The sequence below is a fragment of the Mucispirillum schaedleri ASF457 genome, from assembly GCF_000487995.2.
Lineage (GTDB): Bacteria > Chrysiogenota > Deferribacteres > Deferribacterales > Mucispirillaceae > Mucispirillum > Mucispirillum schaedleri.
The window spans coordinates 1740991-1753233 of record NZ_CP097562.1 but is presented as its reverse complement, the minus strand read 5'-3'; the positions used below and the strand labels follow the sequence as shown (position 1 = coordinate 1753233).

The window sequence follows — 12243 nt, the reverse complement described above, 5'->3', positions numbered from 1 at the left end:
ACAGGCAATTATATAAAATTTTAGCCGCTAAAATTTTTATATATTAAATTTTGCTTTTATCTGTTCCAATATTTGCCTTATTTCCTTTTTGATTTTCTCATTATTATTGATAATTTTATCAATCATTTTTTTATTAGGTTCTTCAAGTTCCATAATATACATTTTTAAAAGCCCTGTATTTTTACCCAGCAGACCAGCAAGCCGTCTAATATCATTTAACTTAACTTTGTCTAAATAACAGGGTATTTCTACATCTGTAATTAAACGGCGAATATAATCCGACTGTGTAATATACCCAACTTTTTCAACCTTGCTTTTTAAAAGTTCTTTTTCTTCTGGTGTTAATCGTAGTTTAAACCACTTATCTTTTTTATTCATAATAAAAATATCCCCCTTTCGTTCTTTTCAAAAGAACCAAGATAAAACTAGAGCATTTATGCGAATTGTTTCCCGTGAATGTGCCCACATTCACCCATCTTGCCTGTAAATTGCAACCGATAAAAGCTGATTATATATATTGTGCTACTGATATATACTGATAACAACTGAACTTATGTAATAATTATATAAATATTTATGAAAATTTTTGATTATTAACTTATATCAATAAATATGTTCAGTTGGTATCTGTATATACTAGTAGGGAGTATAGATATGAAAAAAGAACAAAGTTTATATGACGAGCTAATTAGTAAAAATAAATATAATATATTAAGAAGTTTTTTAGAAAAAAATAAAAATGATATATTAAAGGCTCTTAATGATAAAGTAAGATATATACATATATATGAAGTATTTATTGAAAGAACACAATTAGATATTGATTATAAATATTTTTGTCAATTTATTTCAGAATTTAAAAAGAAATACATTTATAACCTAACAGAAGCAGAATATAAAAAACAAATGCAGGCAATCAGTCAAGCAGGTATCACCACACCAGAGAAAAAAGTAGAGATAGAACAGCCGAAAATTTTAGCGGCTAAAATTTCGGAATCAGAGCAACCAGTACAACCAAAAGAGCAGGAAAAAGCAGAAACTAAAAAAGATGTTCCAGCGGATGAAAAGCCAAGTGGCAAAATTCCAAAATGGAAAGAAGCAGGGTTTAACTCATTAAATGAATATTTTAAATATTTAAAAAGTCAACCAAAATCAATGGAATTAAAAGAAGAGTTTATTTGGAAACCGACATAAAAGTAAATGCAAATTAAGTATAAAATACTTAAAATATAACTATTAAAAGGAGAAACAGAAATGAGAAAAAATTTTCATTTTATCTTACAAGGAAAGGGTGGAGTAGGAAAAACAACAGTATCAACCTTTATTACACAGTATTTAAAAGATTATCTAAAACAGGATTATATGGCAATAGATACTGACCAGGTAAACGCCAGCTTTGCAAAATTTAAAGCCTTAAATGTAGAAACTATTAATGTTATGCAGGATAACATTATAACAGAAGCGGTCAAAAATTCTACTCTGCTTAAACTGTCTAGCTTTATTTAAAATATTTACATCTGCTATATATCATTTTAAATTTTAAAGATTATCTACTATACATTTTAAAAAACATCTGCCAGCAAATAATCATATATGCAGTATTAAAGATAATCTTAACTATCATACATCATAAAACTTGAATGTGTGATATACTCTTTTTTTTATTTTTAAAAATTATTCCTTCTTTTTTTCTTTGGCGTTATAAATATATATATAATAAATATATAATACCTTTATTTTTATATATTCTTTATATAGAGTGTATTAGAAATTGCGAGTAGTGTATGAATTTTTGCGAACTGCTGATATAAAAAAACACCAAATAAAAAATTATTTTCTTTCTTTGGTGCCAGCTTTCTACACAATTTTTACATAATACACCAGGAATAAAATTTATAATTTAAATTTTCCTGGTATATCGTTATTTTTGATTAATTTAAGAGTAGATAGTATTATATTGTTTGGGATGTTTTGGTTATTCTGGTTATGCTGTTTGGTGTTTCATCAGCGGTTAAGTCTTAAAAATCAACTGCCTTAATTCCTGCTCTTTATCGGGCGGGAAGTGCTGCCGTAATTGCTGGATAGCTCTTTTATATATTCTTGCTGTAATACTTTCTGTTATGCCTAACTTTTCCCCTATTTCTTTAAATGTTAAAGTCTGACCGTCATAACCTGTATATTTTTTTATTATAAATATACTTCTTTCATTCAATATACTAAAAAGTTTATTTATGCCTGTATTTGTATCAAAATCTATTTCTACCTGCTCTTGTTCCTGCTCTTCGTTATTTAAATAGGCTGATAAATTTAAATTACTTATATCTGTTGAATATTTCACTATTGTTCGTTTATTTTCTTCTGTTTCTACGGTTTCCCTGTTGTTAAACATTTTCTCTTTTAATCTGTATAATATTGCACTTAATAAAAATTCTGCATCATATTTTGTATTATCGTTTATATCAATAATATTATATTTTTTTAATGTTTTATATACAGTATAAACTGCTTCCTGCTTGTAGTCTTCAAAATCTATTAAATTAACACCTGCCCTGCTTTCAAAATATTTTAAACGAAATATATTTTTATAGTTATCTATTAATTTATATGCTTCTTCCCAGTAGATTTTATTTAATGCCTTACAGCTTTCTTCATTAAGTAAGTTATTTTGAAATTTATATATAAACCGTTTAGCCTTTCTTTTAGATAAATCTTTTGATAATTCCGCCAGCTCATTATATTCTTTTTTGATAGCACTTGGATTTGTATATTTCTCTAAATCTATATTATGGATTAAGTAGATTATTATATGCTTTAATATATAATAATCAGCTTTACCAGTTTCAAACATCTTTTTAATCATATTTTTAAATCTGTCTAATGTTTTTTAATATAATAGTCAATAGTGATTTGATTTTTCAACCTGTTTTTATAAATATAATATGCCATTCGTTTTAAATATTCTTCATAATATTTTACCAGTTCATCAGTATATTTCTTTATATCTTCAAGGCTGTAATTATTTATGATTTTATCTGTATTAATAATATATGTATTTATGTTATTACTGTTTTCAATTGTTATATAGTTATCTTCTTCAAGCTGATTTAAAACATTACGGATAGAACTTTCACTGTTATTTACACCCAGCATTATTTTTAATTGATATACTGATATAGTTAGCTCATTTATGCCACTTAATGCATAAGTTCTAAATTTATTTATAATCATTGCCATTAAATAGTGAAATTCATAATTTAAGTCTTTCCCCTCTACTATTCCTAATATTTTATTATCTTCTGGGGCAGATATTATGCTGTCAGATACTGTATATAAATCTTGATTATATATAATCTTATTATTTTTATACTTTTTTATTAAACCAAATTCTATAAGCTGCTCCAGCTTAACCCGAATAGTCTGTTTTGTTTTCTCATTTAATGACAGCCGTTTTATGTCATTCAATGTCATATATTCTTTTTTAGAAAATATCATCTGATTAAGCAGGACGGCAAGTTCTAAATCTTTCGTCAATTCCAGTAAATAATCACGCACTGGAATTTGTATAGAATTATATAAATCTACACTGTGAAAGCGGATTTGCTTTTGGCGTCTTTCAGCGGTTACCATAAAGAACCACCAAAAGAGATAATTGATAAATTGTAGTGTTGGATATACCCCCTATTAAATAGGGGGTAAAATCTAAAACTAAAAGCAAGGAAGTTATAAAGATTTGCGACAAAATTATAAATTTGCTTTTAGTTAATAATAACCCTTTATTAATAGCAAACTACTAATAAGGTATAAAAAGAAGCTCCCCGAGACGGGCTCGAACCGCCGACCCAGTGATTAACAGTCACTTGCTCTACCGACTGAGCTATCGGGGAATGTCTGAAAAGATTATCTATTCAGTGTTTGCAGAGTAAACCATATTTTATTTCAGTTGTCAACAACTTTTTTTAAAAAAATTTAAAATTATTCTTCAGGGTCCATAAGTGTTAAATCTACAAGACATCCACCCCAGCTTAAACCAACACCAAAGCCCATTAACAATGCTCTTCTGCCAAGTGGAATATTTAATGACTGCATTTTATTAATAGCTATAGGTATAGTTGCAGAAGCAGTGTTGCCTGTATCTTCGCAGTCATTAAAATATCTGCCATCATCTGGTATTTTACACGCTTTTTGGATAGTCTGCAGCATAAATTTATTTGCCTGATGAAAAATAAAGTTGTCTATATCATCAAGACAAAGCATATTTTTTTCTAAAATAGAGTTAAGCATTGGCGGCACAACTGTCTGAGTAAACTGCACAACACCTTTACCGTCCATATATACAGCAGCATCTGTGCGGACATTGCCATACTGGTCTTCTATCTCTCTATATGCTTCTTCCTTTGAAGCATACTTCATTCGCATCATACCATAGTTTATAATGATTTTCATAAAATCTACACCGTTTGTTCCAAACTGGAATCCGCGAAGATATTCTGTTCTTGAATATGTAGAAGCTACCAATGTTGCAGCAGCTGCGTCACCAAAAAGCGGTTTCGTTCTCATATCCTTTGGGTGAATAAGTTTGCTTAATGTATCAGCTGTAAGCAAAAGGACATTATTAGCCTGACCTGATTCTATTAATGCTTTTGCAATAGAAAGCCCATAAATATAACCTGTGCAGCCATGGTTGTAATCAAGACACATACAGTTTGTTTTTAAACCAAGCCTGCCGTGTATAATGCATGATGTTGCAGGCATAATATGGTCTGGTGTTTCTGTGCATAATACAAGTGCATCAATATCTTCTTTATTCACATTGTATTTTGCAAACATAATTTTTGCTGCTTCTACAGCTAAATCTGACGCACATTCATTAGGAAGTGCAACAGGGCGTCTTAAAACCCCTATTTTACTTGTAATACGGTTCTCTGGGTTATTAAACTCAAAGTTATTTGGGTAGTAAGATGTAATATGCTTAATATAAGCTCGTTTCGCCATAATAAAAAACCTCATATAAAAAATAATGGCGTGGCAGATAAAGACAAAATAAAATAAATTAGTTTTTTAAAAAATTGTGCCACAGATAAAAACAAAAATGATAACTTTCATTATTCATTGTTAAACCATAAAGATAATATATTTATATTGTTTTGACAAGTAAAAATTGTAAAAGTCTGCTATATTGTAAAATCTAAAAACGATTGCAACATTTTAAGCAGTTGTTTAAGTTCTCATAAAATATATCATTAGCCGATTTATAATTAAATAATTTTCTAGGATAATTATTCATCCAGTCTTGTATTTTTTTAATATAAGCAGCTGAAAAGTTTTTAATATCAGTTTTCTTTTTAATAAATTTCCTTATAAGTTTATTATTATTCTCATTACTTCCCCTCTCCCAAGAGCAATAAGGGTGAGCATAATAAATAGTTGTTCGTTTAGATACTTTATCATACACTGATTTTTCTAAACCTGCCATATCTAAAAATTCTACACCATTATCTACTGTTATGCTCTTAAATATTAAGCTGAATTTATCTTTATACTTTCTTTCTAACTTATCTAATGCTGCTATTATACTTTTCTGTGTTTTATTTCTTAATTTGATTATTATTTCAAACCGTGATACTCGTTCTGTAAGCACCAGTAAGGCTGATTTACTGCCTTGTTTGCCCACCACTGTATCCATCTCCCAATTGCCATATAGTCGCTCTTTCAGTTCAAATGGTCGTTCGTCTATACTTCTGCCGCGTGTATTATTATAGGCTGTTCGTGGATTACTTTTACATTGTTTAGTATATTTTCTATATTCTATACTTTCTAATAGTCCTAATGATATATAGTTATATATTGTTTGGGTACTTATTGTTGATATACACTGATGCCTTAACTCTCCAGATATAACATCTGGGGAATACTTCTCATCTAACTTACTCTGTATATAGTCTAATAAGCCATATTCAATGTTATATTGTAATTTCCTACCTGTTTTACTCATTAAACCTTGCCTTATATTTAGAGAATAGTATGCACTATATTCTTTCCTTACACTCAAGTCACTGTTGAGAAATTCCACTGTCCCTCGCTTTATTTCTCGGTATATCGTGCTTTTAGACCTGCATAATATCTACGCTATTTCCAACACACTAACTTTGGATTTCAACAGACCTTCTAATTTATAACACTCAAATGCATTTAAGTGTTTATTTTTACGATTTTTTGGTGTAGTATCCATTTGTGGTTGTTACCTCTCTTACTCTATTTTTTGGCTAAAAAATATTATTTTATTTAAAGAGTTTTAACAACCACTTTTTTATTTATTCACTTTTTCGCAATCGTTTTTAGAATTTACCAAAAGTCTGCTATATGGTTCTTAACTAACAGGACAAATGTTACATTTTTAATAAAAAATAAATCTTAAATTAATATAAATCAAGCAATAATTTATTTTCAATAACAATCTCATATGGAGATTTAAAATTTAAGCATGTTTTAGCAGTATTATTATATCTATCTTCATGCTTTTTAAGAGCCTTAATTAATTCATCTTTGGAATAGAATTTATTATTTGCATATAAAATTTTTCCATCCTCTCTATGACTTCTTTCCACCTTTCCATTCTGCCAAGGTGAATAAGGTCTTATTCGTTTAATAGTATATCCTTTCTTTTCAGCTGTCTCTTCAAAATAGCTTTTCTTGTTTGTAACTTCCTTATCATTTACAAACTCATAGCCATTATCCACTTGAATTGTTTTTAGTGGAAAGCCAAATTTATTTTCCAGTTCGTCTAAAAACTTACCTGTTTCAAATGTGCTTTTTTCTTCTACTATTTCTAATACTCTCATTCTGCTGTATTCATCTATCGCTGTTATCTGATAATATTTTTTACCATAGCTGGAAAACATTATACATTCCTGTGGAACATATTTTATATCTATCTGAACCTTGTCGCCTATATACTGACCTGTTATTGGTTCATATCTTGTATAGCTCTTTTTTGACTTGTTTAATGACTTTAAGCCTTTCTTCCTTATCTGTATACACATACTGCCAAAACTACGATTATAACCAATTTCTAGAAGTCTGACATATACCTCCGCATTACCATACAAACCATGCTCGGCATATGTGTTAAATATTAAATCAAGCTCTTCTTTACTATGCTTATTTGGACTGTTTCTTGGTCTACGACTTTTAAAAGATAAACTCTGAACTGTTCCATCATATTTCTTTAAATGCCTGTATACAAACATACGGTTCACTTGATATTTGCGGGCTGCTTTCGTTGCTCCTTTTTTTAATGCATACTCACATAACCGTTGACGAAATCGCATTTCTTCTGTTATTATCACTTTATTCATTGTGATACCTCTTAGTTTAGTTTAGTTTTTTGCTTAATTTTATACTATATACTAAGAGGTATTTTGTTGTACTTATTTTTGTAACATATGTCTTATACTCTTACAAAATTGTAAAAGTCTGCTATATGGTAAAATCCAAAAACGATTTCAAAACAATTGAGTCAAAAAAAGTGGTTGTTAAAACTCTTTAAATAAAATATTATTTTTCAGCCAAAAAAATAAAAAGGAGTTAACAACCACTAATGTATACTACACTAAAACGACAAAAAAAATAAACACTTAAGTTCATCAGAATGCTGCAAACTAGAAATATTATTAAAATCAAAAATGAATGTAAGTGAGATATCGGAGTTATTAGAAAGAGACAAAAGCACAATATACCAAGAAATTAAACGGGGCATGGTAGAGTTTCGCAACAGTGACTGGAGTGTAAGAAAAGAATACAGTGCCTATTATTCATTAAACATAAGGGGACAGTTAATGAGTAAAACAGGGCGAAAGTTGTTCTATGAAAAAGACAATTTGTTATTAAGTTATATACAAAGTAAGTTAGACGAGAAGTATTCCCCCGATGCCATATCTGGTGAATTAAGGCATCAGGGTATATCAACAATTATTAAAAATTTTTCAGCTGCTTATATTAAAAAAATTTGGGGACTGGATGAATAATTATCCTAGAAAATTATTTAACTATAAATCGGCTAATGATATTTTTTATGAGAACATAAAACAATGCTTAAAATCTTGCAATCGTTTTTAGAGTTTACATTTAGCAAATGACAGCAAAAAAGAGCTTGACGCAAGCAATAAATTATGCTTTATAAATAGAAGTTCTAATAAAGCTTAATCATATAATACTTGTATTAAGTTTTTCTAATATAAAATAATCAGATGTAATCTGCCTCTGTAGCTCAGTTGGATAGAGCGACGGATTCCTAATCTGGTAGAGAGGTTTATTATACCCTGAATTTTTTTATATAATTATTTCAGGGATATTTGTTAGAAGCATAGAGTTCTTTTGTTGTGCTAATCAAAAATATTCTCCTGCTTCTAACGGCATTATTTTTACCGCCTATTATTTAATAGGCGGTGCATTTCAAACTACAAAATATTGTTTTTCTTATATGGCGGTGCTTTATGGTAAGCACTGAAATAAGAGAAAAGCAAATTTATTTTCACAGTCAAGATTTATATGATTCTGTAAAAATACCAGTGCGGGATTATTTACTGGAATTGACACAGGATTTAGAACTTGCCGTCCTGCTTAATCAGATAATCTTTTCTAAAAAAGATAAACTTACTTTAAATGATATTAAAAGGTTGACTTTAAATGAAAAGACAAAACAAACTATAAGAGCTAAGCTGGAACAGCTTATTGAACTTGGTCTAATTCGCAAATATAAAAGCAATAGTTTAATATACAACCAAGATTTATATGAACCGACTGATAAAGTAATTTCTGATAACCAGGATATATTAGCACTAATAGAAGGAATTGATTTAAAGTATGATTTTCATTATCTTACAGCTGCTTTATTAAACAAATTTAGAACATATGCACTATCAGGTATCAATGAGATAAGAATATCTGCCAGCAAATTAAAATCAATGCTGGGCGTAAATAACAGTGAAAGTTCTATTCGTTCTATCTTAAAGCAGCTTATAGCTGATGATTACATTGCAGCTGAACTTGTTTATGGTGTCTATAATTATAAAATCAATGTATCTAAAATCACAAATAATTACAGTGCTGATGATATAAATAAATTTACTGCTGAACTATTTAGCATATATCAAGAATATTTAAAGCAGGTAAATATTTCTTTTTCTAAAAGTGAGCTTAAAAGTTATAAAATGACTATTAAAAGAATGCTTAATGATGGTTATAATCCATTAATTTTAAAGCATATTTTTTCTTTTATCACATTAAACTATTTTGATTTTAAAGAGTTTACAACACCAGCAAAAATAAAAAAATCATATGATAAATTATATAACCTTTCAAAAGCACTTTCTAAAAGAAAGGCTAAAAGATTTATATATAAGTTAAAAAATAACTTATTAAGCAGTGATGAAACTGATAAAGATGAACCTAATCAGAATAAAGTCATATCTGATATAGAAATATGGCAAAGGGCATTAAATTATATAAATAGTTTAAAAGGTGCATTACAGAAATGGTATTACAGTTCATCAGCAGGTGTTACAGATATTGATTTTGAAGATTTTTATCAGGAAGCATTAAAATCAGCTTATGAATACTTTAAGAAGCATCATAATAATGATAATTTTACGATATCTACAATAAAATACAGATTAAAAGATTATATGTATCAAAAAAGGTCATTAATAGATACATTTGAAAATAAAAGCTCTATAATCAATTATGAGTATGAATTTGATAATTTAGATTTATCTGTATGTAAGATGGAAGAAAAGCCGTTAGAGATTAATTTTGATAAAAATACAGGCATAAATAAACTTTTTAGTATATTAGATGAAAGAAGTATATTTATAATTAAGCACTATATAGGCTATGATGGGCATCATCTGACTTTTAAAGAAATAGGCAAAATATTAAATCTTTCAGAATCACTTATAGCAAGAATATATAAAAAAGCTATTCTGCTTTTGAGAGAGCATTTTCCACCAGATATGGAAAATGAAATAAGGCATCTTATAAATAACAGCTAAATTCTGATGAAATACTAACCAACACATTACAATATAATACTATACTCTCTCACATTTATCAAAAAATACAGTATATCAAGAAAATTTAAATTATAAATTTTATTCCTGGTATATTATGTAGAAATTGTGTAGAAAATTTATTAAAAATTTAAAAATCAATATTTTTTCATTGGTGTATTTATCAAAACACTTCGCAAAAATTCATACACTGATTACAATTTTTAATATAGTTTATAAGAATATATAAAGATAAAGGTATATTATTATATTTTTAATGTTTTATGACGCCAAATAAAAAAGAAGGAAGTAATAATTTTAAAAAAAAGAAAAAGAGTATATCGCATATTCAAGTTTTATGTTTTATGATAGTTAAGATAACTTTTAATATTGCATATATTATTATTTGCTGGTAGATGTTTTTAAAAAAAGTATAGTAGAAAATCTTTAAAATTTAAATTGATATATAACAGATGTAAATATTTTGAATAAAGTTAGATAGTTTAGAGTAGAATTTTTGACCGCCATTTTTTTTAAAAAAAAGAAGGCTAAAATAAGCCCTCTTGATTGTTGATTAAATTGAATTTTTTACTGTGTTTGTGCTGCTTTAACAGCTTTTTTAATCTTTTTATCAGTTTTATACTGGCGTAATACAATGATTATATTACAAGTAAAAAATTTTAGTGGCTAAAATTTTTATAAAATTTATTCGCTTTCTTCAAAAATATCATTGATATTATTTAGCAGTGTAAATATTTCTTTTTGTACTTTTTTATATCTGTGTCTTGAAGCAATATTTACAGATGGCGATACTATCATTTCAGAGAATGTTCTATTTTTTGAAAGCATATCAGAAATATCCTTTCCAAATGTATCACTTGTATATGTTGGTATTTTGATAACAGTAAATATTCTTGATTTATTTTTTTTGTATTCATCTATATCTTTAAACTGTCTTCCAGCCTGTTCAATACTGCCTAAAAATTCATTTAACCATACAATAATCATTACATTATCTTGATTAAATTTTTCACAAATCATATTAAGACCTGCCAGTGTATGTGACAAACCCTCGCCACCAGCTATTACTACATGTATAAAAATATTACCTGCATAGCTGTTTTCTTCTGATGTGAGTAAATCCACCATATCATTTTCAATAGCATATGCTATTAATGGCACAAATGAGCTGGCTCCATTGTCAATGATAATATTTGACTTATCGCTGTTTATTATTTTTTCAAGCAGTGTATCCCAGCCACGAGGCAGTATTTGATTATTTTCCATAATATTTAGAGCTTCCACATTTAAAGCCTTAAAACTGGCAAAACTGGCGTTTACCTGATCAGTATCTATTGCAAGATACTCTTTTTGTAAATGGTCTTTTAAATATTGAGCTATAAAGGAAGCACAAGTTGTTTTTCCTACCCCGCCTTTTCCCTGCAAAATAAAGTGAAAGTTTTTTAATTTCTTGTTTTCTGTTTCAGACATAGTCTACTCCTTATATTTATTTTTTTATACTTGGTGTCCAAATAAATTTTTCTTGGTCTTTTTGAACATCAATAATTTTATCTTCACTATTTTTAATTGCTAAAAGCCTTTCTTTTCTTGATAATTTTTGTGGCTCTTCTGAATTTGTATTATTACTTGGTGTTTCGTCAGCTGGAACATATTTTTTAGTTTCTATTTTTTCAGTCTTTTTTGCTTGTGCTGGTGGCTCCACTTCTGAAATTTTAGCCGCTAAAATTTTTGGTTGTTCTATATCACTTGTTTCTATTTTTTCTTTTGGTGTAATATCTTTTAATTCTTGGCTATAAATATATTTTATTTTAAATTCTGAAAGGATTTTACAAAACCATTTATAATTAATATCTAAATTAGATATATTTTTAAATTCAGTATAAATATTTTTATGACTAACTTTATATCTCAGTGATTTTATAATCTGATTTTTATTATTTTCTAAAAAATTTCTTAATAAAACATATTTGTTTTTTTGTATTAATCTGTCATATAAATCATCAATTTTATTATTCATAGCATTACACCTAAAATTGTCAGTTTATATAAGTATATACTAATAAGAAGTGAACTTTGCATTGATATTACTAAATAGTCGCCTTTAATCGCCTAAAATCTCTTAAAGTCGCTAAATATCGCTTTTTGTCGCTTAAAGTCGCCAAAAGTCGCTTATGTT

The 12243-nt window shown here is 27.9% G+C and carries 12 protein-coding genes, 1 tRNA gene and 1 pseudogene; 5 read left to right on the top strand and 9 right to left on the bottom strand.

Going from position 1 to position 12243, the window contains the following annotated elements; all coding sequences use genetic code 11:
* Window positions 1-36 precede the first annotated feature (36 nt).
* Window positions 37-378: a plasmid mobilization protein gene (locus N508_RS08225; protein WP_023275939.1), complete on the bottom strand. Its 342-nt coding sequence runs from the start codon at window positions 376-378 to the stop codon at window positions 37-39.
* A 276-nt stretch (window positions 379-654) separates the two neighbouring features.
* Here N508_RS08225 and N508_RS08220 point away from each other — a divergent pair, with 276 nt between their 5' ends.
* Window positions 655-1194: a hypothetical protein gene (locus N508_RS08220; RefSeq protein WP_023275938.1), complete on the top strand. Its 540-nt coding sequence runs from the start codon at window positions 655-657 to the stop codon at window positions 1192-1194.
* Window positions 1195-1254: 60 nt separating this feature from the next.
* Complete coding sequence (locus N508_RS08215; protein WP_023275937.1) at window positions 1255-1506, top strand: nucleotide-binding protein; 252 nt, start codon at window positions 1255-1257, stop codon at window positions 1504-1506.
* 505 nt (window positions 1507-2011) lie between these two features.
* On the opposite strand, the gene N508_RS08210 is transcribed toward N508_RS08215, so the two are convergent.
* The 6 genes from N508_RS08210 to N508_RS08185 form a co-directional block, all read right to left on the bottom strand.
* Window positions 2012-2860 (bottom strand): sigma factor-like helix-turn-helix DNA-binding protein, encoded by an 849-nt coding sequence (locus N508_RS08210; RefSeq protein WP_251930603.1) that lies wholly within the window; start codon window positions 2858-2860, stop codon window positions 2012-2014.
* A gap of 14 nt (window positions 2861-2874) precedes the next feature.
* Complete coding sequence (locus N508_RS08205; protein ID WP_251930601.1) at window positions 2875-3627, bottom strand: hypothetical protein; 753 nt, start codon at window positions 3625-3627, stop codon at window positions 2875-2877.
* Between the two features lie 184 nt (window positions 3628-3811).
* A tRNA-Asn gene (locus N508_RS08200) sits at window positions 3812-3884 on the bottom strand.
* 88 nt (window positions 3885-3972) lie between these two features.
* On the bottom strand, window positions 3973-4992 hold the full coding sequence (locus tag N508_RS08195; protein WP_023275935.1) for a ketoacyl-ACP synthase III: 1020 nt from the start codon (window positions 4990-4992) through the stop codon (window positions 3973-3975).
* A 193-nt stretch (window positions 4993-5185) separates the two neighbouring features.
* On the bottom strand, window positions 5186-6070 hold the full coding sequence (locus N508_RS08190; protein ID WP_179077821.1) for an IS30 family transposase: 885 nt from the start codon (window positions 6068-6070) through the stop codon (window positions 5186-5188).
* Between the two features lie 346 nt (window positions 6071-6416).
* A complete protein-coding gene (locus N508_RS08185; RefSeq protein WP_076654143.1) occupies window positions 6417-7355 on the bottom strand; it encodes a DDE-type integrase/transposase/recombinase in 939 nt (312 codons plus the stop codon).
* A gap of 279 nt (window positions 7356-7634) precedes the next feature.
* On the opposite strand from N508_RS08185, the pseudogene N508_RS10980 reads away from it, so the two are divergent.
* From N508_RS10980 to N508_RS08175, 3 genes and pseudogenes are all read left to right on the top strand, one after another.
* Window positions 7635-7742 (top strand): annotated as a pseudogene (locus tag N508_RS10980) (hypothetical protein); the annotation flags it as partial.
* A gap of 12 nt (window positions 7743-7754) precedes the next feature.
* Window positions 7755-8024, top strand: a complete 270-nt coding sequence (locus tag N508_RS08180; RefSeq protein WP_244891706.1) for a hypothetical protein — start codon at window positions 7755-7757, stop codon at window positions 8022-8024.
* Window positions 8025-8492: 468 nt separating this feature from the next.
* On the top strand, window positions 8493-10049 hold the full coding sequence (locus N508_RS08175; protein ID WP_023275933.1) for a sigma factor-like helix-turn-helix DNA-binding protein: 1557 nt from the start codon (window positions 8493-8495) through the stop codon (window positions 10047-10049).
* A gap of 702 nt (window positions 10050-10751) precedes the next feature.
* On the opposite strand, the gene N508_RS08170 is transcribed toward N508_RS08175, so the two are convergent.
* Window positions 10752-11537, bottom strand: a complete 786-nt coding sequence (locus tag N508_RS08170; protein ID WP_023275932.1) for a nucleotide-binding protein — start codon at window positions 11535-11537, stop codon at window positions 10752-10754.
* 16 nt (window positions 11538-11553) lie between these two features.
* Window positions 11554-12084 carry a hypothetical protein gene (locus tag N508_RS08165; protein WP_023275931.1) on the bottom strand — a complete coding sequence of 177 codons (531 nt, stop codon included), beginning with the start codon at window positions 12082-12084 and terminating at the stop codon, window positions 11554-11556.
* Window positions 12085-12243 lie beyond the last annotated feature (159 nt).

Excerpts from the sequence above, each read along its gene's own strand:
- N508_RS08180 (WP_244891706.1), top strand. The coding sequence starts at position 7,755 with ATGGTAGAGTTTCGCAACAGTGACTGGAGTGTAAGAAAAGAATACAGT.
- N508_RS08195 (WP_023275935.1), bottom strand. The coding sequence starts at position 4,992 with ATGGCGAAACGAGCTTATATTAAGCATATTACATCTTACTACCCAAAT.
- N508_RS08210 (WP_251930603.1), bottom strand. The coding sequence starts at position 2,860 with ATGATTAAAAAGATGTTTGAAACTGGTAAAGCTGATTATTATATATTA.
- N508_RS08225 (WP_023275939.1), bottom strand. The coding sequence starts at position 378 with ATGAATAAAAAAGATAAGTGGTTTAAACTACGATTAACACCAGAAGAA.
- N508_RS08185 (WP_076654143.1), bottom strand. The coding sequence starts at position 7,355 with ATGAATAAAGTGATAATAACAGAAGAAATGCGATTTCGTCAACGGTTA.
- N508_RS08215 (WP_023275937.1), top strand. The coding sequence starts at position 1,255 with ATGAGAAAAAATTTTCATTTTATCTTACAAGGAAAGGGTGGAGTAGGA.
- N508_RS08175 (WP_023275933.1), top strand. The coding sequence starts at position 8,493 with ATGGTAAGCACTGAAATAAGAGAAAAGCAAATTTATTTTCACAGTCAA.
- N508_RS08220 (WP_023275938.1), top strand. The coding sequence starts at position 655 with ATGAAAAAAGAACAAAGTTTATATGACGAGCTAATTAGTAAAAATAAA.
- N508_RS08165 (WP_023275931.1), bottom strand. The coding sequence starts at position 12,084 with ATGAATAATAAAATTGATGATTTATATGACAGATTAATACAAAAAAAC.
- N508_RS08205 (WP_251930601.1), bottom strand. The coding sequence starts at position 3,627 with ATGGTAACCGCTGAAAGACGCCAAAAGCAAATCCGCTTTCACAGTGTA.
- N508_RS08170 (WP_023275932.1), bottom strand. The coding sequence starts at position 11,537 with ATGTCTGAAACAGAAAACAAGAAATTAAAAAACTTTCACTTTATTTTG.